Here is a 20,356-nt window from a genome sequence, read left to right as displayed (position 1 = left end):
GCCCGCTGGGTGAACTGGCAGGCTGGGCGTTCGCTATGGCGGGGCGCTAGTCCTTTGCCCGTTCCAGGGCGCGCTTCCTCGCGGCCTCCGAGCGTTCGGCGATGCGCTTGGCGTTCGCCTCGTCCCGGGTCAGGTTGCGGCCGGACTCGGGGTCGAAGACCATCATGGACTCCGGCATGAAGTACAGATCGGCCTCCTCGCCCTCCAGGATCTGGGACCTGGGGTCGAGGTTGACGACGAACTGCGTGCGCATGCCCTCGCCGTCGAGGTCCCGGTCCAGCTCCTCCAGGGTGCTCTGCACCGAGGGGTCGGACTGGAACGGGACATAGGCGTACTGCTCGTTGCCGAGCCACTCGGTGACGTCGACGACCGACGTGAAGGACACCGCGTCCTCGGGTGGTGGGGTGGCGTCGGCGTCCTTGATGTGCTCAGGACGTAGGCCGACGATGACGACCTTCTTGCCCGCCAGCTCCTCACGGGCGCTCTCCGGGATGGGTGCGTTGACCATCGGGAGCTCCAGGTGGTCCTCGTGGACCGTGGCGGGGAGGAAGTTCATGGGCGGTGACCCGATGAACCCGGCGACGAACAGGTTCGCCGGCTCCTCATACAGCTCCCGCGGCGAGGCGCACTGCTGCAGCAGCCCGCGTTTCAGCACGGCGACCCGGTCGCCCAGGGTCATGGCCTCGGTCTGGTCGTGGGTGACGTAGATCGTCGTGATGCCCAGCCGGCGCTGCAGCCGGGCGATCTCGGTGCGCATCTGGCCGCGCAGCTTGGCGTCGAGGTTGCTGAGCGGCTCGTCGAAGAGGAACGCGTCGGCCTCCCGGACGATCGCGCGGCCCATCGCGACGCGCTGCCGCTGGCCACCCGACAGGTTCGCCGGTTTGCGTTCCAGGTGCTCGTTGAGCTCCAGCAGGTCGGCGGCCTGGTCGACGCGGCGGCGGATCTCCTCCTCGTCGACCTTGTTGCGGTTGAGCCGCAGCGGGAAGGCGATGTTCTCCCGGACGGTTAGGTGCGGGTATAGGGCATAGTTCTGGAAGACCATGGCGAGGTTGCGGTCCTTGGGGGCGAGGTCGTTGACCCGCTGCCCGTCGATCTGCAGCTCGCCGGAGGTGATGTCCTCCAGCCCCACGATCATCCGCAGGGTCGTCGACTTACCGCAGCCCGATGGGCCGACGAAGATCATGAACTCGCCGTCGGCGATGTCCAGGCTGATGTCATTGACGGCTTTGAAACCGTCGCCGTACTCCTTGACGATGTGCTTGAGGGTGATGTTGGCCATAACTGTTTGCTCTCCTAGTCGGGGTTCAGCCCTTGACGGCACCAGAGGTGAGGCCGGAGACGATGCGGCGCTGGAAGATGAGGACGAGAACGACCACGGGCACCGTCACCACGACGCCCGCGGCGCAGATAGCGCCGGTGGGCGACTCAAACTGGCTGGCGCCGGTGAAGAAGGCTAGCGCCGCGGGAACGGTGCGGGCTTTGTCGCTGGTCAGTGAGATCGCGAAGACGAAGTCGTTCCACGCCGTGAAGAAGGCGATGATCGCGGTGGTGAACACCCCAGGTGCGGCCAGCGGCACGATCACCTTGCGGAAGGCTTCCCAGCTGCTGGCGCCGTCCACCTGCGCGGCCTGCTCCATCTCCCACGGGATCTGCTGGAAGAAGGCCGACAGGGTCCAGATCGACAGCGGCAGCGTCAGGACCAGATAGGGCAGCACCAGGCCTGGGATGGTGTCGAACAGGTGGATCTGGCGCCACAGGTCGAATAGGGGGGTGACCAGTGAGATCACGGGGAAGAAGGACACCGTGAGCGCCGTGCCGAGGATGAGCCGCTTGCCGGGGAAGTCGAGCCGGGCGATCGCGTAGGCGCAGAAGGTAGCCAGGATCACAGCGATGATCGTCGCGATGACCGTGACCAGCGCGGAGTTGAACAGCGCGGGCAGGAACAGATCCCGGGCGCCTCCGGTGAAGATCAGCTCGTAGTTCTCCAGGGTGGGGTGGACTGGCCAGAAATTGCCGTCGGCCCGCTCGGATCCCGGTTTGAGCGACAGGTTCACGATCCACAGCAGCGGAACGATCGTGTAGATGATGATCGCGATGCTGCCGGCGATCTGCCAGAGTCGCTGTCCAATGGTGATTTCGCGAGTCATACCCGCCTCACCTCCTTCCCTGGGCGAGATCGACGCGGAAGCCCCTGACGAAGATCACCGCGATGACGACCACGCACAGGAACAGCAGCACCGAGACCGCGGAGCCGAGTCCGACCTCTGTGCGCGAGATGGTCTGGTTGTAGGCGACCAGCGACAGCGAGGCCGTGTCGTGGCTGCCGCCGGTCATGATGAAGATGTTGTCGAAGATGCGGAAGGCGTCGAGGGTGCGGAACAGCAGCGCCACCATGATCGCCGACTTCATGTTCGGCAGCACCACGCGCCGCATCCGCTCGCCCCAGGTGGCGCCGTCGACGATCGCGGCCTCCTCCATGGCCGAGTCGATCTGGGTCAGGCCGGCCAGCAGCAGCAGCGACATGAAGGGGGTGGTCTTCCAGATCTCGGATACGCAGATCGGCACCATGGAGGCCCAGAAGTCGCCGAACCAGTCGAAGTCCTTCGGGAAGATCCCGAAGGTCAGGCTGTTCAGCAGCGGATCGACGAATCCGGTGTCGGTGGCGAAGGCGTAGAGCCAGGAGAACGCCGAGACCACGGTGATGATTGAATACGGGATCAGCACGATGGTGCGCAGCAGCCCGCGCCCGTCGAGGACCTTGGCCATCGCCAGGGCGATCAGGAACCCGAGGACGAGCTCGACCACTACCGTGATCACGGTGATCAGAGCCGTGGTCCCGAACGCCTGCCACCACAGCGGGTCGCGCAGGACGATCAGGTAGTTCTCGAACAGCACGAACTGCCTGCTGCCCGGGTCGGTGAGCCGGTACTGGAACAGTGAGGTGTAGACGGCCTGGAGGATCGGGTAGAAGGTCACCAGGATCATGATCACGAAGGCTGGTCCGGCCAGCTTCCAGCCGAGCCTGCGTTCCTCTTTCGCGCGGTCTGACAGCCGTGGCCTGCCGCTACGGGTCGTGGTGGCGCTCACAGCAGGGCCTCCCCCTTGAGAACCTTCATGATCAGCTCGGTGGACTCGCGGGGTGTCCGCTCCGGGTCCACGGCCTCCGGCGGCGACCAGGTGCGCTGGATGGCCGTCGAGAGGTCGCCGTAGTAGGCGGTCCGGGGGCGCTGCACCGCCGCGTTGAGGGAGTCCTTGATGGCGTCGGCCATCGGGAACTGCTCACGTATCTCGGCGTTCTCGAAGACCGCGGCCCGGGACGCAGGGTTGCCGGTCCCCATCATGTAGGCCTTCTGATGGTCCTCGGTCGTGATGCACTGGATCGCCTTCCACGCCAGGTCCGGTTTCTGGGAGGCCGAGTTCACCCCGAGCTCGATCCCGCCGAATGGGGGAGCCGACTGTTTATCCGCATCCACCCGGGGATAGGTCGTCCAGGCTATGTCGTCCATGAACGGCACGTCGTTGCCCTTCATGGCCGCGTAGACGTAGGGCCAGTTCAGCATGAACCCCGAGGTGCTCTCGTCCTGGAACATGTTGAGCGCGTTGGTCTCGTTCATCGACGACAGCGCCGGCCCGACGGCCCCGGACCGGGCGAGGCTGGAGATCAGCGTCGCGGCCCGCTTGCCGGCTGGCGTGTCGAGCCCCAGCTGGGTGTCGGCGGCGGCCGCCCCCTCGTTCTCGATGATCGATCCGCCGGCGCTGGCCACGAGCGCATTGATGAAGACGGTGTAGCCCTCGTAGCGTTTGGCCTGCAGCGCGATGTCCTTGCCCGTGGCCTGAGCGGCGGCGATGACCTGGTCGAAGGTGACGGGACCGCTCATGTCGAGCCCGGCCTTCTCGGCGACGGACTTGCGGTACCACAGCAGCTGGGTGTTGGCCCAGAACGGTGCTGCGACCAGTTTCCCTTTCCAGTGCGAGGCATCCAGCGCACCCTGGACCCGGTCCGCAGTGAAGTCCTGCCGGTACTGCTCGGGGACGTCGACGAGATAGCCGGCCTCAGCGAACTCGGGGACGACGACCGGGTCGAGGCTCATGATGTCGACCCCGCTGTCGTGAGCTGCGAGACGGCGGATCAGCTGCTGCCGCTGGTCCGACGCCTCATTGGGCAGCTGCTCTACCCTGATGGAGTATTCACCACCCGAGGCCGCGGAACACTCGGCCGCCAGCTGCGCCTGCCCGCCGCCGGTCGGCGACGCCCCACCACTATCGGGGTTGATGAACCATGTCAACGTGGTCTGCTGCCCCGGACCTGACGAGCATGCCGCCAGTCCCGGAGCAATCAGAGCGGCAGCCGCCATGAACACGACTGCCTTGGACTTGAACTTCATCGTTCTCCTTAGCTTTCCTCACGGACTGCATTTCCACCTACCATAGAGGAAAACCTACGTGTTTGGGGGGTCATAGCCGTTTTCAGTAGAGGACCTGCTACAGGGCGGGATCGGCCGCCTCGACGGGGCATCGCCGGGCAATGGGGGAATGATAAGGCAAGGGACAGCAACATCGCGGTGTGCCGGCACGATGCGCAAGGTGGCGGAAATTTCACCAGGCCCGTGTCGCCGGTTGGTCCATAACAGGGGTGGGGCAGCGTGCCGGCCGCCTCCGCGTGACAGAATTGCGCCCGTGGCACGCATCCTCGTCATCGACAACTACGACTCGTTCGTCTACAACATCGTCTCCTACCTGGCCCAGATCGGGGCCAGCACGCAGGTGTGGCGCAACGACGACCCGAGGTTCGCGGAAGCCGGCTGGGAGGACGCCTTCGACGGGGTGCTGCTCTCACCCGGGCCGGGCACCCCGGAGCGCGCCGGGGTGTGCGTCGACGTCATCCGGCAGGTCGGAGGGCGCACGCCGCTGTTCGGGGTATGCCTCGGACTCCAAGCGATGGTGGTGGCCCTCGGCGGCGTCGTCGGCCGCGCCACCGAGCTACTGCACGGCAAGGTCTCCCAGGTCTTCCACGACGGCCAGGGAATCTTCGCCGGGTTGCCGTCGCCGATCAACACCACCCGCTACCACTCGCTGGCCGCTGTCGAGGACACCATGCCAGCTGAGCTGGAGGTGACGGCACGCACTGAGTCTGGGGTCATCATGGCGATCCAGCACCGTGAATGGCCGATGGAGGCCGTGCAGTTCCATCCCGAGTCGGTGCTCACCGAGGGCGGCTACCAGATGCTCGCCAACTGGCTGGTGACCTGCGGCGACGCCGACGCGCCAGCCCGCGCCGCGGGTTTCGCCCCCTTGGCGACCACAGCGCTGTCCTAGCAAGAAAGGGCCTTAGGCGTTGCGGTCAGCAGGTCGGGAGATCCACTCTCCCCAGACCGCTGAGATGACCGTACCGAGGGCGCCCAGGCTGACGAGGAACCAGAAGTGCTCGTGCCCGATGAACGGCAGACACACAGCGAGGCCGACACCGAGCGAGAAGACGATCCTCTCGCCACGCCTCAAGAACCTCTGCTGTCGGTCGGTGTACCAGGAGGCAATCACCGCGACCACCACCAACCCGACCCCGGAACCGATCAACCGGAGCCACGGAGCCCAACCGGAAAGCCCCAGGATGACCAGGACCGTGGCGATCACCGTCGTCTTGAGGGCGACAGCGAACGCAACGTTTCGGTACTGAACTTCAGACATGGGTAACGCCGGAGAAGAAGATCGCGGCAGCCAAAATAGCGCTGACAACGTATCGCACAACCCATCACCCTCCCTTAGTTACGTTGTGGATCGATGCGCTTTTGGTGGACCCTACCCGGAATCAATCGTTTCTGTACAGAGCGCGACGAGACTGACGAAAAATGTCCGGGAACGGTAGCGTTTGCCTCACGTGAGCATGTCCGCGGGTGGTGCCTGGATGTGCTCCCCACCAGTCAGCGCTTCGGCGACGGCGGCGGGGATGGCAGGGGTGTCGGTGATGGGCTCGGTGTCTGGGTAGGTTCCTGCGAGTTCTGGGCCGGCTGGGTCGGGATGGTCACCTCCACATCTTCGGTGTTCCTGGGCAGCTCGGTGTCTGCATCGAAATTCTGGGCGCTCACCCGGCCGTAGGTCTGTTGTCCGGGCTGTTCGACCTGCCTGATCCGCAGTGGCCGGGAGAAACCAGCGCTCTTGAATGCCTGCTGTGCCTGGCTCTCATCCATGCCGATCATGTTCGGCACCTTGGCGGTCGTGGGGGCTGCCTTTGCAATGGTGACGGTGATCTTCCCCGTCTTGCGGTCCAGGGCGGTTCCCTCGTCGGGACTCTGTTTGAAGACCTTCCCCGCATCCTGCTGGCTGGTCTCGCCCTCCGAGCTCTTTAGCGTCACCTGGAAACCCGCATTCGTGGCCAGGCTCTGGGCCTCGTCCAGGGTCTTGCCGGTGAAATCCGGCACCGGGGAGGTTCCCGTCGCGACTTTCAGGGTGATGTCGTGGTCGGGCGCGGCCTTCTGACCTAGAACGGGATCGCTCTCCTGCACCTGCCCCTTCACGGCATCGGCGGCCTCATCTGCCGGTTTCATGTCCTCTTTGGTGATCTTGCCCGTGAAACCGGCTTTCTGGAGCTGTGACTTGGCGTCGTCGAAGGACTTGCCCTTCAGATCGGAGGGAATCTCAAGCTGAGTCGGTCCCTGCCCGACCTTCAAGGTCACCGTGCTGCCGAACGCGGCCTGGGTGCCGGAGGCCGGGTCGCTTGCCGTGACCCTGCCTTTGTTCGCGTCGTCGGACTCGACGTTCTCCACCTTCGAGGCGAAGCCCTGCTCTTTCAGGGCGCTCTCCGCGGTGGCCTGGTCCGACCCGACGACATTCGGCACCGTCACCTGCCGGGGAGCGGGGTTGGCGAAGACCATGTAGGCGGTGGCGGCGAGTGCGATCACCAGCAGCCCGGCCAGGACCGAGAGCGTGACCACGAGCCTCTTGCGCTTCTTCTTCTGGTCCTCATCCTCCAGGGTGTCCACTGCGCCGTTCACGGAGGTATCCGCCGGGCTGTCGGCCGCCGCTGGCATCGCGGTGGTCGGGGCGGCGCGCCGCGCGGAGGATGGCATCACCGTGGTCGGCATCTCAGTGGGGGAGGAGAAGGCTGCCATCACCGGCTGCCCGTTCAGGGCCCGCAGGATGTCCTCGCGGAACTCGCGGGCGTCCTGGTAGCGGTCTGCAGGCGACTTGGCCAGCGCCTTCAAGGCGATGGCGTCCATCGCCGGGGTCACCTCGGGGTCACGCTGGCTGGGTGGTACGGGCGTCTCCCGGACGTGCTGATAGGCGACGGAGACGGGGGAGTCCCCCTTGAACGGCGGCTCCGAGCACAGCAGCTCGTAGAGCAAGCAGCCCACCGAGTACAGGTCCGAACGCTGGTCGACCTTCTCGCCGCGCGCCTGCTCCGGCGACAGATACTGGGCGGTGCCGATCACGGCGGCCGTCTGCGTCATCGTCGCGGAGGTGTCGGCGACGGCGCGGGCGATGCCGAAGTCCATCACCTTCACCGTTCCCGCGGGGGTGAGCATCACGTTTGCCGGTTTGATGTCGCGATGGATGATCCCGGCACGGTGGCTGTAGGACAGCGCGTCGAGCACCCCGGCTGTGAACTCCAGCGCCCGGTTCGGCACGATCTTGCGGCCGTCGCGCAGCACCTCGCGCAGCGTCACACCCTCGACGAGCTCCATCACGATGTACGGCACCATGACATCGGACTTGGTGTCCCGCTCCTCGCCGGTGTCGTAGACGGCGACGATGTTCGGGTGGTTCAGGCCCGCCGCGGACTGGGCCTCGCGGCGGAACCGGGCCTGGAACGTGGGATCGCTGGCCAGGTCGATGCGCAGGCGCTTGATGGCCACGTCGCGGATGAGACGGAGGTCACGGGCACGCCAGACCTCTGCCATGCCGCCACGCCCGATAATCTGATCGAGCTCGTAGCGCCCGCCCAGCAGGGTGCCTCGCTCAGTCATCGCACTGGTCCTTTCGATTGATCGAGAACCATTGTGGCCCATCGATCCAGTTTTCGCCCGTCCTCATTTGACGGCCTCCACCACGGCTTTGAAAATCGGCGCAGCGACCTTGCCGCCAGAGATGTCGTCGCGCGAGACCGCGGTGCTCTGCACGAAGGCCACGACGGCGACATGCGGTTCGGAAGCATAGCCGACGAACCATGCATAGGGCGGACGGTTCGGATCGGACTGGGCGGTACCGGTCTTGCCCCCGACCGTCAAGCCACTGATGTCCGCGGGTGAGCCGGTGCCGTCGCTCACCACATTCTCCATCATCTGCCTGAGCTGCTTAGCGGTGCCCTCGCCGATCGGGCGGCTCATCTGCTCAGGCTGCACCGTCTGGATCACCTTCAGGTCGCTGCCGGTGACGCTCTTGACCAGGTGGGGTTTCATCAGCACCCCGTCGTTGGCGATGGCGGAGGCGACCATCAGCATCTGCAGGGGCGAGGCGGCCACCTCATACTGTCCGATGCTCGACTGGCCCAGCTGCGCCGCGTCCAGTTGCTCCGGGAACCTCGACGTCGACGCCGGCAGGTCGATGCCCGGTTCCGCGTTGAAGCCGAATTTCTTGGCCATGTCCACCATCTTGTCCTTGCCCAGGTCCACGCCCAGCTTCGCGAACGTGGTGTTGCAGGACGTCGCCAGCGCATGCTCCAGCGTGATCTCGGTGCCGCCGCAGTTCGTCGAGTTCCCGACGGAGTGGCTGGAGCCCGGCAGCTGGTACGTGTTCGGTGCGGCGACGACGGTGTCCGGCGCGTATCCCGACTCCAGGGCCGCCGCGGACGTCACCAGCTTGAAGGTCGACCCGGGTGGGAAGACCTCGCGGACGGCCCGGTTCTTCAGTGGCTCCTCCGAATTGTTCAGAAGGGAGTCCCAGTTCGCTTTCTCCGCCGACGTGTCCTGGGTGGCCAGCAGGTTCGGGTCGTAGGTGGGGGTCGAGGCCAGCGCCAGGATCTCGCCGGTTGTGTAGTCGATCGCGATGGCGGCACCCTGCTGTTTGCCCAGCGCCTTCACGGCGGCTGCCTGTGCCTTCGGGTTGAGCGTCGTGTTCAGGTTGGCGCCCTGCGGCTTCTTCCCGGTGAGCAGGTCCAGGACCCGGGAAAACATCTGCGACGAGGCGGTGCCCGACAGCTCCGAGTTCCAGCTCCGTTCCAGCTCCTGGCGGCCGTAGGAGTACGAATACCAGCCCGTTACTGAGGAATACAGCTCACCCTTCGGGAAGGTGCGCTGCCACGGGAACTGGTCCGTCCCCGGCACCGACGTGGCGATCGCGTCGTTGCCGACGAGGATTGCACCGCGGTTGGTGGTGAACTCGTGGTCGCGGACGCGGCGGTTGCGCACATCCGCGTTCAGCGCGTCGGACTGGCCGACGCTGATCCAGGTGATGTTCAACAACAAAGCCGCCATCAGCAGCGAGATGAAGATGCTGACTTTCCTCAGGGGGCCGTTCATTTTGCAATCACCGCCGTCGACTGGGCAGGAGTCAGCAACTCCTGCGGGGTGGCCGTGGCACGCTGAGGCATGCGTGCCCGGTGGGAGATCACCATCAGGATCCCGATGATCATCCAGTTCGCGATCAGAGAGGAACCACCCTGCGACATGAAGGGTGTGGTCAGGCCGGTCAGCGGCAGCAGCCGCGTGATGCCGCCGATGATCGAGAACACCTGTACCGCGAACGTGAACGCCAGCCCGCCCGCGAGGAGCTTGCCGAAGCCGTCGGGGCAGGTCAGGGCGGTCTTCATGCCACGGGCCACGATGAACCCGTACATCAGCACGATCGCCATCAGGCCCACGATCCCGATCTCCTCGGCCAGGCTAGCGGCTATGAAGTCGCTTTCGTTCATCGGCGTCAGCCAGGGTGATCCCTGCCCCCAGCCGCGGCCGAACAACCCACCCCAGGCGAAGCCGAACTGCGCCTGGATGATCTGGTAGTTGCCGTCGTAGTCGCTGAACGGGTTGAGCCAGGAGTTGACGCGGCGCGGCACGTGGTTGGTGAAGTTGTAGGCCAGCAGGCCGGCTATGACGAATGCGATCCCCGCCAGGATCGGCCAGGCTGGCCGCTGCGTCGCCACGTAGATCATGAACGTGAACAGGCCGAAGAACAGCAGCGCGGTTCCGAGGTCGTTCTGGAAGACCATGATCGCCAGCGACAGCAGCCACATCACCGCGATGGGCCCGAGGTCACGGGCCCGGGGGAACTCCAGGCCGATGAAGCGCCTCCCAGCGAGGGCCAGCAGGTCGCGTTTCTCGTAGAAATAAGCGGCGAAAGCCAGCGCCAGGAGGATCTTGGCCACCTCAGCCGGCTGGAAGCTGAACGGGCCCACCCCGATCCAGATCCGGGCGCCGTTCAGCTCACGTCCGACCAGCGGCACCAGGGGCAGGATCAGCATCAGCAGGCCACCCAGGAACAGCAGGTACGGGAACCGCTGGAGCCGGCGGTGATCACGCAACCAGAACACGACCGCGGCGAACAGCGCGATCCCGAGCCCCGTCCAGATGATCTGGTTTGTGGCCGCGTGCGCATTCTTCGCTAGGTCGAGGCGGGCGATCATCGCCAGGCCGAGCCCGTTCAGCAGGAACACCACGGGAAGGATCACGGGATCCGCGTAGGGGATCCGCCACCTGACGATGGCGTGGGCGCCCAAGGCCAGCGCGAACCAGATGATGGTCCCCGGGATCAGCTCGGGTGGCAGCGAGCCCCGCAGGTTCAGGTAGGAGACGACCCAGCCGACCAGCCCGAAGGTGCATGCTGCCAGCGTCAGCGCGAGCTCGACGCCGCGCCGCTGCCGGAAGATGATGTATTCGCCCGTTGCTGAGGGCTGTTGGACGACGGACATCAGCAGGCCTCAGGATTTGCTTCTTCGGTGGACGTGGGAGTCATCGGCGCCAGCATCGTCGGGTAGTTCGCCTGCTCCGTGGAGTTCGGCAGCGGGCTGGCCTCGGCAGTTGCTGCCGTCTCCGTAGTCGCTGTCGTCTCCGTCGGCAGGGCCACGGTCGGCAGGCTGTCGGGTGGCGGTGTCGCCTCCGCGCCGCGCCGCTGCTGGCGCGCGGCCGCGCAGCGCGTCGCATAGCCGTCCAGGACATCTGCCGTCTCGCCGGCCGCCTGGAGGTCGGCGACAGCAATCGTGTTTGTGACCTGCCGCTGATAGAACACGGGCAGGTCCGATATGAGCGTATTGCGGCGCTCGATGAGTTGATTCATCCGGTAGCCGAGCAACGCGCCCGGAAGACCGTTGTAGATGCCGATCTGCCCGTCGGCGTCGGCTATGAAATAACGAGTTGAGCTGTACACCTTCACTCCCCAGAAGGCAGCTCCCACGACGATCACCCCCGCGAGGATCGCCGCCAGTGCGGTGGGCCAGCGGTGCTTGCTCTCCTGCGGGGCGTACCGGGCCTGTTCCAGGGAGTCGTGGTCCGGGTCCTCGGGTGGCTTCTCCGGCTCGGGGTAGCCCTGCCCCTTGTCCTCGCCGCGCGTGATGCTCGGGATCGTGCGCTCCAGGGCAGACCCGGCCAGCTGCGACGGGGCCGCGTCGAGCGCGTCGTCCTGCGGGACCACGCGCGCCAGCACCATGGAGATGTTGTCGTGGCCGCCGTGCTCGTTCGCCAGCGCCGCGAGACGGGAGACGCACTCGTCGAGATCGTCGAGGGCCATCAGTCTCTTCAGGTCTGCCTCGGTCATCAGCCCCGACAGGCCGTCGGAGCAGAACAGCAGCCGGTCGTCCTCCTTCGGCTCCAGCTCGAAGAAGTCCGGTTCCGTGTCCCCGGACCCATTGAGGACCTTGAGGATCAGCGACCGGTGCGGGTGGGTGGCGGCTTGCTCCGGGGTGATGCGGCCCTCGTCGATCAGCGACTGCACCCAGGAGTGGTCGTGGGTCAGTTGCCTCAGCTCGCCGTCGCGCAGCAGATAGCCGCGTGAGTCGCCGATGTGTGCGATGCCCAGCATCGTGCCCGAGAATGCGGCACCCGAGAAGGTGGTTCCCATCCCGTCCAGCTCCGGGTCGTTCTCGATCAGGTCGGACAGCTTGTCGTTGGCGCGCTGCATGATGCCCGCCATGTGCTCCACGAGGTGCTCGTTGCCGAGACGGCGGTCGCCGTCGCTGGCCTCCCTCGCCGCGACGGCCGAGGCAAGGTCACCCGCCGCCGCCCCGCCCATGCCGTCGGCGACGAGAAGCAGGTTGGGGCTGGCAAAGGCTGCATCCTGGTTGTTCTTGCGGACACGCCCCACCTCGGAGTGGATGCGGAAGTCGAGGGAGAACGCCTGCATCACACCTCCAGTCTCATCATGGTGCGGCCGATTCGCAGGATGTCGTTCACCGTCAGCGGCGTGGGCTCGGTGATGCGTTTGCCGTTGACGTAGGTCCCGTTGGTGGAGCCCAGGTCGGTGACCATCCAGGTCTCCGGGTCACGCTGCACCAGCTGGGCGTGACGCGACGACGCGTAGTCGTCGTCGAGCAGGATAGTGGAGTCGGAGGTGCGGCCCAGGTTGATCGTCGGCTCCAGGGGCACCGACAGGCCCTGCTGCGCGCCCTGCGTGATAGCGAACCGGGTGGGCTGGCGTTTCGACCGGCCGCGGCGTACCGGCGCCAGCTCGGTCGCGGGCAGGTCGGAGGCCGAGACCTTCCGCCCGAACATGTCCTTGCGGATCACGTCGGCGACTATGCCGATGAAGAGCCAGAGCAGGGCAAGGAAGACGATCTTGATTGCCGCCGCGATGAGATCCGACATTGTTCACGCCTCCGAAGGCGAATGCACCAGCATCCTCGTGTTGCCGATCTCGATGCGGGAGCCGTCGCGCAGCTGCGCGGTCTGGACGCGCGAGCCGTCGACGACGATCCCGTTGGTGGACCCGAGATCCTCGATGCGTATGGTGCGGTTCTCCAGCGGGCCGGAGACCGAGATCATGGCGTGGCGGCGCGACACCCCGGGATCGTTGACGCGCAGATCCGCGCTGGAGCCGCGTCCGATCACCAGGCCTGGCGGCACCAGGGGATGCCTTACCCCGCCGACCTCGAGCACCAGTTGCTGCGAGGCCCGCGGCCTGGGCGCGGGCGGCTGGTCGGGGGCAGACGCGATGGCCTGGCTGGCGATCCGGAACTGACCCGTCGGCAGGCTCTGCTCCAGCATGTAGAGGATCTGGATGGGGCCACTGAAGACATACGACCGCTCTGCCGCGTGCTCCCTGAGCCCTGGGATGATCTCCGCGTTCAGCGTCTTGGTGTAGGGGAACAACCTGTTGTAGTCATGAGGGGAGAGGGACACGGTGAACACATTCGGCACCAGTCGCTTGTCACGGCTCAACAGTTTGGCCTCGGAGTCCAGCTCCCGCTGGATGCCCGCCGCGATCTCGACAGGCTGCACGTCGCCCTTGAAGGCACGGGCGAAAACCTTGTCAACGGCAGCGCCGATCCTCTTCTCAGCGCGGTCGAACACGCCCATTCACCCTCCTCTCAACGAAACCAGCTTAGAGGAAGCACCAATCGCGGTCACCTGACTCGCCTGCCTGAAGCCCCTGAAAAGCCCCTGAATCGGACTGTGATCGGCAGTCGGCCGCCTGCGCGGGACCCTTGCGGGGGTCCGGGGAGGCCGCCGGGCTGTCGTGCCTCCGGGACTCAGTGTGAGGCGGGGGTATGAGACGCAGGGGCGTGAAAGGTGCGGGCGAAGGCATCGAGGATGTCCGTGGCGCCCTCAACGGCGCTGACCCGCTCCGCCGCGAGATCGGCCTCGACGCGCTCGGCGACCTGACGGACCTCTGGGGAGGTCCGCAGCGACTGAATGATCTCCTGCTCCACCATGTTCCACAGCCAGGCGCGCTGCTGCGCCCTGCGCCGGCCCGCGAGCTCGCCGTCCTGCTCCAGGTCGGCGCGGTGCTTGGTGACCGCGGCCCAGACATCGTCCAGGCCTGCGCCGGTGTATGAGGAGCACGTCAGGACGGGGGCGCGCCGCTTCGTCTCGTCGCTGGAGATCAGCTTCATCGCGATGCTGAGCTCCCGGGCCGACACCCGGGCCTCGCCCTCGTTGTCGCCGTCGGCCTTGGTGATGGAGATCACATCGGCCAGCTCCAGGATGCCGCGTTTGATGCCCTGTAGCTGGTCGCCGGTACGGGCGACATGCAGGAACAGGAAGGTGTCGACCATGCCGGCGACCGCCACCTCTGACTGTCCGACGCCCACGGTCTCCACCATCACGACGTCGTAGCCCGCGGCCTCCAGCACCAGCATCGACTCCCGCGTCGCGCGGGCGACACCGCCCAGGTGGCCCGCCGATGGGGACGGGCGGACGAAGGCCTCAGACCGGTTGGCGAGGTCACCCATGCGGGTGCGGTCCCCGAGGATGGAGCCGCCGGTGCGCGTCGACGACGGGTCGACGGCCAGCACTGCGACCTGGTGCTGGTACTCGTCGATCAGCTTGACGCCCATCGCGTTGATGAAAGTCGACTTGCCCGCGCCCGGCACCCCGGAGACACCGACCCGGAAAGCTTTCCCGGTGTGGGGATTGATCAGCTGCAGGAGCTCGTGTGCCTGCGCGCGATGCTCCGGTTTCGTTGATTCCACCAGGGTGATGGCCTTCGCCACATGCCCCCTGGACCCCTCAACGACCTTGGCCGCCAGCTCCGCCACATTGAGATTCCGCATGTGAGCAACCCTATCCCCCACCCGTCGGGGACGAGGACCGGACGTCGTATGGTCCTACGTCCCGGTAGGTAGCCATCTTTGGTGGGCAGACCAGCCATATGTTGCTACTTACTGGCCCGTAGGGCGTGGCCGTTGTGGACGGGCTTCTGAGCGGCACTAGGCCAGTGCAGAGGCGCAGCACTAGACTGTCCGCGTCAAATTCATCTGTTAGCCACCGATAGGACGCATATGCCTGAACCACGAATCCTTCCGTCGGCGGACCTGGACGACGGCGTCGACATCGGCGACGGGTCCTCCATCTGGCATCTCGCCCAGGTGAGGGGCGGGGCCGAGATCGGCGAGAACGTGATTGTAGGGCGGGGAGCCTACATAGGCAGTGGGGTTCACGTCGGGGACAACTGCAAGATCCAGAACTACGCTCTCGTCTACGAGCCTGCCCAGCTGGAGGACGGGGTGTTCGTCGGCCCGGCAGCGGTGCTCACCAACGACACCTTTCCGCGCGCCGTGAACCCCGACGGCACCTCCAAGAGCGCCCACGACTGGGAGTCCGTCGGGGTGACCCTGAGGCGCGGCTGCTCGGTCGGTGCGCGCGCCGTCTGTGTCGCGCCTGTGACGATCGGCGAATGGGCGACGGTCGCCGCTGGTTCCGTCGTCACCCGTGACGTTCCCGCCTACGCGCTGGTCGCCGGTGTCCCGGCCCGCCGCATCAAGTGGGTGGGCCGCTCCGGTTTCCCGCTGGAGGAGACCGGCCCCAACACCTTCCGTGACCCGCACACCGGCGACGAGTTCGAGCAGGTGGGCGAGACCCTCAACCTCGTAAAGGAAACCCGATGACCCAGTCCTTCATCCCCCCAGCCAAGCCGATCATCGGTGAGGAGGAACGCGCCGCCGTCGACCGTGTGCTGCGTTCCGGCATGATCGCGCAGGGCCCCGAGGTGGCTGCCTTCGAGACCGAGTTCTCCGACCACTTCAAGCTCGGCCGCGCCTGCGTCGCCGTGAACTCGGGAACCTCCGGCCTGCATCTCGGCCTGCTGTCCTGCGGCATCGGTGCCGGTGACGAGGTGATCGTGCCGTCGTTCACGTTCGCCGCGACCGCGAACTCCGTCGCCCTGACCGGCGCCACCCCGGTGTTCGCGGACATCGCCGCCGACGACTTCACCCTCGACCCAGCCTCCGTCGAGGCCTCCATCACCGAGCACACCAAGGCCATCATGCCGGTACACCTGTATGGTCACCCGGCCAAGATGGACAAGCTGCGCGCCATCGCCGACTCGCATGGCCTGCTGCTGTTCGAGGACGCCGCCCAGGCTCATGGTGCGTCGCTGAACGGCACCCCGGTCGGTGCCTTCGGCGAGTTCGCGATGTTCTCGCTGTACCCCACCAAGAACATGACCTCCGGTGAGGGCGGCATGGTCTCCTGTTCCGACGCCACCATTGAGCGCAACGTCCGCCTGTACCGCAACCAGGGGATGCTGCAGCAGTACCACAACGAGGTCGTCGGCTTGAACAACCGCATGACCGACATCCACGCCGCCATCGGCCGCGTGCAGCTGACGAAGGTCGACGGCTGGACGAAGACCCGCCAGGAAAACGCCGCGTTCCTGTCCGCGAACCTGGAGAGCGTCACCCCGCCACCCACCCTCGACGGCGCCGTCCACGTCTTCCACCAGTACACCGTCCGCGTCCCCGAGGATCGCGACGGCCTGGCGAAAGCCCTCAAGGAGGAATACCAGGTTGGTTCCGGCATGTTCTACCCCGTGCCGAACCACCGCCTGAAGCCGTTCCAGTCGCCGGTCGAGCTGCCGGAGACCGAGCGCGCCGCCCAGGAATGCCTGTCGCTGCCGGTGCATCCGTCGCTCACGCAGGAGGACCTGGAACGCATCGTCGCGGCCGTCAACGCCCTGGCCAAGGCAGGTGCATGATGAGCAATCTTCGTGCGGGGCTGATCGGCCTCGGAATGATGGGGCGGCACCACGCCCGTAACCTGCGCGCCATCGACGGGGTCGACCTCGTCGCTGTCGCCGATGCCCAGGGCGATCCGCATGGCGTCGCCGAGGGGCTTCCCGTCCTTCCTGGCATCGAGGCCCTGCTGGAGCAGAACCTCGACTACGTCGTGATCGCGGCGCCGACGATGTACCACAAGGAGATCGGCCTCAAAGTGGCCGAGGCCGGCGTGCATGCGCTCATCGAGAAGCCGCTGGCGAAGACCTTCGAGGACGCCCAGCGTCTCGCCAAGGCCTTCGCCGCCCAGGGGCTTGTCGGGGCCGTCGGCCACATCGAGCGCTACAACCCTGCGCTGCAGGAGCTGCGGCGGCGCCTGGAGGCGGGCGAGCTGGGTGACCTGTACCAGATCTGCACCCGGCGGCAGGGCCCGTTCCCGGCTCGCATCGCGGACGTTGGCGTGATCAAGGACCTGGCGTCCCACGACATCGACCTGACCGCCTGGGTCACGCAGCGCGACTACGAGCTGGTGGCAGCCCGCACCATGTTCAAGGCGGGACGCGAGTACGAGGACATGGTCTCGGCCACCTGCCAGCTGTCGGGCAGCCTCATGTCTAACCACCTTGTCAACTGGCTGACCCCCACCAAGGAACGGCTGACGCTCGTCACCGGCGAGAAGGGCATGTTCATCGCGGACACCCTCACCGCGGACCTGACGTTCTACGCCAACGGCCAGATCCAGACGACCTGGGACGACATCGCCCAGTTCCGCGGCGTCTCGGAGGGCGACGTCACCCGGTTCGCCATCGCGAAGCCGGAGCCGCTGCGCACTGAGCACGAGAACTTCCGCGACGCGGTCCTCGGGCAGGCCTCTGACATCGTCACCCTGGAGCAGGGCGCCCAGGTGGTGCGGGTCTGTGAGGCGATGATCGAGTCGGCCGCGACGAACCAGTTCGTGGATGTCCGGTGAACTGACGCCTGTAGCAGAAAACTGGCCGCGACCTCAGGTCGCGGCCAGTTTTTGCTCTTGTGAATCAGCCGGATAAATCATCACCCATTTACTCGCAGAGCCGGATAATTGAAGCGCCACACACAATCCCGTGTATGGCGCTTCAATTCTTTGAGTGAGATGGCTCAGAGTGCGTTCTTGAGAGCCGTGGCCGGGGTGAACTTCGCGACACGGCGAGCCGGAATAGTCATGGCTTCGCCGGTAGCGGGGTTGCGGCCCTCGCGCTCGGCGCGCTGGGTGGTGGCGGCGGTGAAAACGCCGGGAAGCTGCACCTTCTTGTCGGCGACGAGAGCCTCAGTGATAACGGCACCGAAGGCATCAAGCGCGGCCTCGGCCTGTGCGTTGGTGAGCCCCGCCTTGGCCGCTATGGCCTGGATCAGTTCACGCTTAGTCATGGGGTGTCTCCTTCAAAGAATTCGAGTACGAAAACATACTTTGACCCATCTGAGGAGGAAGTCAAGCCAGGACGCACCGAAACCCCCAGAAATAGCCATTTGGAGGGCAAGCAAGCGCTTGAAACGGTCACCAGGCCGGGACTTCGCGACCCATTCCGTAATACCTCCAGCCGGAATCCTGCCATAGTTTCGGGTTGAGTGCATTACGCCCGTCGATGATGGCAGGGGAGGCGACGATTTCTCTCAGCCTTACCGGGTCCAGGGAAAGGAACTCCTGCCAGGGGGTGAGCAGCAGGACCGCGTCCGCCCCCGCCACCGCCTCCTCGACGGTGTCGCAGACCTGCATCTCCGGCTGGCGCCGCCGTAGCTCGGGACCGGCAGCAGGGTCCACGACCCGGACCTCTGCGCCGCGCGCCCACAGCCGCGAGGTGATGTCGAGGGCGGGGGAGTCGCGCAGGTCGTCGGTGTCCGGTTTGAAGGTGATGCCGAGCACCGTCACCTTCCGTCCGGCCAGCCGTCCCCCGACGGCCCGCTCCGTCAGTGTGACGGCGTGGTCGCGGCGGCGCTGGTTGATGGCGTCCACCTCACGCAGGAAGGTGAGGGCCTGGTCGACGCCCAGCTCCCCGGCCCGCGCCATGAAGGCGCGCAGATCCTTGGGGAGGCAGCCGCCGCCGAAACCGATGCCGGCCTGCAGGAACTTCGGGCCGATCCGGTCGTCGTGGCCGATGGCCTCGGCCAGGCGGGTGACGTCCCCGCCGGTAGCGTCGCACAGCTCGGCCATGGCGTTGATGAAGGAGATCTTCGTCGCCAGGAAGGCGTTTGCCGCCACCTTCACCAGCTCGGCGGTGGGGTAATCCGCCACCACCAGGGGAGTCCCCGCGGCGAGCATAGGGGCGTAGCACTCGTCCAGGAGGGCCTTGGCCCGCTCGCCGGTGGCACGGTCCCGCGGCAGGCCGTAGACGATGCGGTCGGGGCGGAGGGTGTCGGTCACCGCGTGGCCCTCGCGGAGGAACTCGGGGTTCCACGCCAGCAACAGGTCCCTGCCGCTGCCCGCCAGTTGTTCTGCGACTCGCTGGGCGGTGCCGACCGGCACCGTCGACTTTCCCGCCACCAGCGCCGCGGACCCCGGACGCGGGACGACGTACCGGATGATGGTGTCGACGGCGGCATCGACCTGGCTGAGGTCGGCGCCGAGCCGACCTGGCAGCTGCGGGGTGCCGACGCCAATGAACACCAGCTCAGCGCCGGCGATCCGCTCCGGGTCGGTGGTGAACGTGAGCCGGCCCGAGGCCACTCCCTGGGCGAGCAGTTCCGGGAACCCCGGCTCGTGGAAGGGTGCCTCCCCCCGGGCCAGGCGCTCCGCCTTCTCCTGGTCGGTGTCGAGGCCCGTCACGTCGTGGCCGATCTTAGTCATGCACGCCGCGTGCACCGCTCCGAGATAGCCGCAACCGATCACTGCAATCCGCATGGCGGAAGGCTAATGCCTCCGGTCCGCGGATGGCGCGTCAGGCCTCGTTGAAGGTGGCGGGATCGGGGCCGAGCCGGTTGCTGGCGTTCAGGGCGTCGATGGCGGCCCGGTCCTCAGCTGACAACTGGACGTCGAGGGCTCCGAAGTTTGAGGCGATCCGCTCCGGGTTCTTCGACCGGGGGATCACGATGAAACCACGGTCCAGGTGCCAGCGGATGACCACCTGCGCGGGGGTGGCGCCGAGCCGCCCGGCGATGCCGGTGATGACGGGATCAGCCAGGTCGGCGGCCTGGCCCAGCGGTGACCAGCTCTCCACGGCGACCCCGAGGTCCGCGCAGTGGTTGATCAGGTCGTCGGGCTGGAAGGTGGGGTGCAGCTCTATCTGGTCGATGGCGGGGGTGATGCCGGTCTCGTCGACGATGGCGTCGAGATGCCCGGGCAGGAAGTTGCACACCCCGATGGAGCGTGCAAGGCCCTCGGAGCGGAAGTCGATGAGTTGTTCCCAGGTCTCCACGTACTTGTCCTGAGCGGGGCAGGGCCAGTGGATCAGGTAGAGGTCCACGTGATCGAGCCCGAGCTTCTCAAGACTGCGTTCCAGGCCAGACCGGGCCAGGTCACGGCCCTGCGCCTTGTTCCATAGCTTCGTGGTGACGAAGATCTCGTCGCGGGGCAGTGCGGAGGCTGCGATGGCGCGGCCAACCCCGGTCTCGTTGCGGTAGATCGCGGCGGTATCGATGTGCCGGTACCCGGTTTCGAGAGCGTCGCTGACGGCGGCAGTGGCCTCCTCATCCGTCAGCTGCCACACCCCGAGGCCAAGCTGGGGGATGGAGTTTCCGTCGTTCAGTTCGATAAGCGGAGCGCTGGTCATGGCCTCAATTGAACACCCTTGCCGAAGGATCGTGACTGATCAC

At 66.3% G+C, this 20,356-nt stretch carries 19 protein-coding genes; 4 read left to right on the top strand and 15 right to left on the bottom strand.

Features of this window, described 5'->3' with window-relative positions; all coding sequences use genetic code 11:
• Window positions 1-46: 46 nt before the first annotated feature.
• The 4 genes from SK1NUM_RS12770 to SK1NUM_RS12755 are packed head-to-tail and all read right to left on the bottom strand — an operon-like array spanning window position 47 to window position 4,385.
• Entirely contained in the window at window positions 47-1,279 is a 1,233-nt protein-coding gene (locus tag SK1NUM_RS12770) for an ABC transporter ATP-binding protein (protein WP_212322675.1), read from the bottom strand.
• A 25-nt stretch (window positions 1,280-1,304) separates the two neighbouring features.
• Window positions 1,305-2,147 (bottom strand): carbohydrate ABC transporter permease, encoded by an 843-nt coding sequence (locus SK1NUM_RS12765; protein ID WP_212322672.1) that lies wholly within the window; start codon window positions 2,145-2,147, stop codon window positions 1,305-1,307.
• A 7-nt stretch (window positions 2,148-2,154) separates the two neighbouring features.
• A complete protein-coding gene (locus SK1NUM_RS12760) occupies window positions 2,155-3,087 on the bottom strand; it encodes a carbohydrate ABC transporter permease (protein ID WP_212322670.1) in 933 nt (310 codons plus the stop codon).
• The gene (locus SK1NUM_RS12755) at window positions 3,084-4,385 is read right to left on the bottom strand and encodes an extracellular solute-binding protein (protein WP_212322667.1); all 1,302 of its coding nucleotides are present in this window, start codon (window positions 4,383-4,385) and stop codon (window positions 3,084-3,086) included. The genes SK1NUM_RS12760 and SK1NUM_RS12755 overlap by 4 nt, the downstream gene beginning before the upstream one ends.
• Before the next feature lie 292 nt (window positions 4,386-4,677).
• On the opposite strand from SK1NUM_RS12755, the gene SK1NUM_RS12750 reads away from it, so the two are divergent.
• Window positions 4,678-5,316, top strand: a complete 639-nt coding sequence (locus SK1NUM_RS12750) for an aminodeoxychorismate/anthranilate synthase component II (protein WP_223927592.1) — start codon at window positions 4,678-4,680, stop codon at window positions 5,314-5,316.
• A gap of 12 nt (window positions 5,317-5,328) precedes the next feature.
• Here SK1NUM_RS12750 and SK1NUM_RS12745 read toward each other — a convergent pair whose 3' ends face one another.
• The 8 genes from SK1NUM_RS12745 to meaB form a co-directional block, all read right to left on the bottom strand.
• Window positions 5,329-5,685 carry a hypothetical protein gene (locus SK1NUM_RS12745; RefSeq protein WP_212322663.1) on the bottom strand — a complete coding sequence of 119 codons (357 nt, stop codon included), beginning with the start codon at window positions 5,683-5,685 and terminating at the stop codon, window positions 5,329-5,331.
• Between the two features lie 233 nt (window positions 5,686-5,918).
• Window positions 5,919-7,961 (bottom strand): Stk1 family PASTA domain-containing Ser/Thr kinase, encoded by a 2,043-nt coding sequence (gene pknB / locus SK1NUM_RS12740; RefSeq protein WP_212322661.1) that lies wholly within the window; start codon window positions 7,959-7,961, stop codon window positions 5,919-5,921.
• 63 nt (window positions 7,962-8,024) lie between these two features.
• Entirely contained in the window at window positions 8,025-9,452 is a 1,428-nt protein-coding gene (locus SK1NUM_RS12735) for a peptidoglycan D,D-transpeptidase FtsI family protein (protein ID WP_212322659.1), read from the bottom strand.
• The gene (locus SK1NUM_RS12730) at window positions 9,449-10,837 is read right to left on the bottom strand and encodes an FtsW/RodA/SpoVE family cell cycle protein (protein ID WP_223927590.1); all 1,389 of its coding nucleotides are present in this window, start codon (window positions 10,835-10,837) and stop codon (window positions 9,449-9,451) included. Before SK1NUM_RS12730 ends, SK1NUM_RS12735 begins: the two co-directional genes overlap by 4 nt.
• A complete protein-coding gene (locus SK1NUM_RS12725; RefSeq protein ID WP_223928010.1) occupies window positions 10,837-12,264 on the bottom strand; it encodes a PP2C family protein-serine/threonine phosphatase in 1,428 nt (475 codons plus the stop codon). Before SK1NUM_RS12725 ends, SK1NUM_RS12730 begins: the two co-directional genes overlap by 1 nt.
• Window positions 12,264-12,725, bottom strand: a complete 462-nt coding sequence (locus SK1NUM_RS12720; RefSeq protein WP_212322655.1) for an FHA domain-containing protein FhaB/FipA — start codon at window positions 12,723-12,725, stop codon at window positions 12,264-12,266. The genes SK1NUM_RS12725 and SK1NUM_RS12720 overlap by 1 nt, the downstream gene beginning before the upstream one ends.
• A 3-nt stretch (window positions 12,726-12,728) precedes the next feature.
• The gene (locus SK1NUM_RS12715; RefSeq protein WP_212322653.1) at window positions 12,729-13,436 is read right to left on the bottom strand and encodes an FhaA domain-containing protein; all 708 of its coding nucleotides are present in this window, start codon (window positions 13,434-13,436) and stop codon (window positions 12,729-12,731) included.
• Window positions 13,437-13,609: 173 nt separating this feature from the next.
• On the bottom strand, window positions 13,610-14,632 hold the full coding sequence (meaB, locus tag SK1NUM_RS12710) for a methylmalonyl Co-A mutase-associated GTPase MeaB (RefSeq protein ID WP_212322651.1): 1,023 nt from the start codon (window positions 14,630-14,632) through the stop codon (window positions 13,610-13,612).
• A 228-nt stretch (window positions 14,633-14,860) separates the two neighbouring features.
• Between meaB and SK1NUM_RS12700 the strand changes: the two genes are divergently transcribed.
• Genes SK1NUM_RS12700 through SK1NUM_RS12690 form a run of 3 tightly spaced genes read left to right on the top strand, consistent with a single transcriptional unit; the run spans window position 14,861 to window position 17,543 of the window.
• On the top strand, window positions 14,861-15,466 hold the full coding sequence (locus tag SK1NUM_RS12700) for an acyltransferase (protein ID WP_212322646.1): 606 nt from the start codon (window positions 14,861-14,863) through the stop codon (window positions 15,464-15,466).
• The gene (locus tag SK1NUM_RS12695) at window positions 15,463-16,554 is read left to right on the top strand and encodes a DegT/DnrJ/EryC1/StrS family aminotransferase (protein WP_212322644.1); all 1,092 of its coding nucleotides are present in this window, start codon (window positions 15,463-15,465) and stop codon (window positions 16,552-16,554) included. The genes SK1NUM_RS12700 and SK1NUM_RS12695 overlap by 4 nt, the downstream gene beginning before the upstream one ends.
• Complete coding sequence (locus tag SK1NUM_RS12690) at window positions 16,554-17,543, top strand: Gfo/Idh/MocA family protein (RefSeq protein ID WP_212327815.1); 990 nt, start codon at window positions 16,554-16,556, stop codon at window positions 17,541-17,543. Before SK1NUM_RS12695 ends, SK1NUM_RS12690 begins: the two co-directional genes overlap by 1 nt.
• 164 nt (window positions 17,544-17,707) lie before the next feature.
• On the opposite strand, the gene SK1NUM_RS12685 is transcribed toward SK1NUM_RS12690, so the two are convergent.
• The 3 genes from SK1NUM_RS12685 to SK1NUM_RS12675 form a co-directional block, all read right to left on the bottom strand.
• Window positions 17,708-17,977 carry an HU family DNA-binding protein gene (locus SK1NUM_RS12685; RefSeq protein ID WP_212322641.1) on the bottom strand — a complete coding sequence of 90 codons (270 nt, stop codon included), beginning with the start codon at window positions 17,975-17,977 and terminating at the stop codon, window positions 17,708-17,710.
• A 127-nt stretch (window positions 17,978-18,104) separates the two neighbouring features.
• Window positions 18,105-19,445, bottom strand: a complete 1,341-nt coding sequence (locus tag SK1NUM_RS12680) for a UDP-glucose dehydrogenase family protein (RefSeq protein ID WP_212322638.1) — start codon at window positions 19,443-19,445, stop codon at window positions 18,105-18,107.
• A 37-nt stretch (window positions 19,446-19,482) separates the two neighbouring features.
• Window positions 19,483-20,313 (bottom strand): aldo/keto reductase, encoded by an 831-nt coding sequence (locus SK1NUM_RS12675; protein ID WP_212322636.1) that lies wholly within the window; start codon window positions 20,311-20,313, stop codon window positions 19,483-19,485.
• Window positions 20,314-20,356: the final 43 nt, after the last annotated feature.

It is taken from the genome of Arachnia rubra, assembly GCF_019973735.1.
GTDB classification, from domain to species: Bacteria; Actinomycetota; Actinomycetes; order Propionibacteriales; family Propionibacteriaceae; genus Arachnia; species Arachnia rubra.
This window is presented reverse-complemented; position numbering and strand designations above follow the sequence as displayed.

Bases quoted from the DNA above. Each gene is read 5' to 3' on its own strand.
- SK1NUM_RS12770 (WP_212322675.1), bottom strand. From the start codon at position 1,279: ATGGCCAACATCACCCTCAAGCACATCGTCAAGGAGTACGGCGACGGT.
- SK1NUM_RS12690 (WP_212327815.1), top strand. From the start codon at position 16,554: ATGAGCAATCTTCGTGCGGGGCTGATCGGCCTCGGAATGATGGGGCGG.
- pknB (WP_212322661.1), bottom strand. From the start codon at position 7,961: ATGACTGAGCGAGGCACCCTGCTGGGCGGGCGCTACGAGCTCGATCAG.
- meaB (WP_212322651.1), bottom strand. From the start codon at position 14,632: ATGCGGAATCTCAATGTGGCGGAGCTGGCGGCCAAGGTCGTTGAGGGG.
- SK1NUM_RS12730 (WP_223927590.1), bottom strand. From the start codon at position 10,837: ATGTCCGTCGTCCAACAGCCCTCAGCAACGGGCGAATACATCATCTTC.
- SK1NUM_RS12685 (WP_212322641.1), bottom strand. From the start codon at position 17,977: ATGACTAAGCGTGAACTGATCCAGGCCATAGCGGCCAAGGCGGGGCTC.
- SK1NUM_RS12735 (WP_212322659.1), bottom strand. From the start codon at position 9,452: ATGAACGGCCCCCTGAGGAAAGTCAGCATCTTCATCTCGCTGCTGATG.
- SK1NUM_RS12765 (WP_212322672.1), bottom strand. From the start codon at position 2,147: ATGACTCGCGAAATCACCATTGGACAGCGACTCTGGCAGATCGCCGGC.
- SK1NUM_RS12695 (WP_212322644.1), top strand. From the start codon at position 15,463: ATGACCCAGTCCTTCATCCCCCCAGCCAAGCCGATCATCGGTGAGGAG.
- SK1NUM_RS12680 (WP_212322638.1), bottom strand. From the start codon at position 19,445: ATGCGGATTGCAGTGATCGGTTGCGGCTATCTCGGAGCGGTGCACGCG.
- SK1NUM_RS12675 (WP_212322636.1), bottom strand. From the start codon at position 20,313: ATGACCAGCGCTCCGCTTATCGAACTGAACGACGGAAACTCCATCCCC.
- SK1NUM_RS12700 (WP_212322646.1), top strand. From the start codon at position 14,861: ATGCCTGAACCACGAATCCTTCCGTCGGCGGACCTGGACGACGGCGTC.
- SK1NUM_RS12755 (WP_212322667.1), bottom strand. From the start codon at position 4,385: ATGAAGTTCAAGTCCAAGGCAGTCGTGTTCATGGCGGCTGCCGCTCTG.
- SK1NUM_RS12715 (WP_212322653.1), bottom strand. From the start codon at position 13,436: ATGGGCGTGTTCGACCGCGCTGAGAAGAGGATCGGCGCTGCCGTTGAC.
- SK1NUM_RS12745 (WP_212322663.1), bottom strand. From the start codon at position 5,685: ATGTCTGAAGTTCAGTACCGAAACGTTGCGTTCGCTGTCGCCCTCAAG.
- SK1NUM_RS12720 (WP_212322655.1), bottom strand. From the start codon at position 12,725: ATGTCGGATCTCATCGCGGCGGCAATCAAGATCGTCTTCCTTGCCCTG.
- SK1NUM_RS12725 (WP_223928010.1), bottom strand. From the start codon at position 12,264: ATGCAGGCGTTCTCCCTCGACTTCCGCATCCACTCCGAGGTGGGGCGT.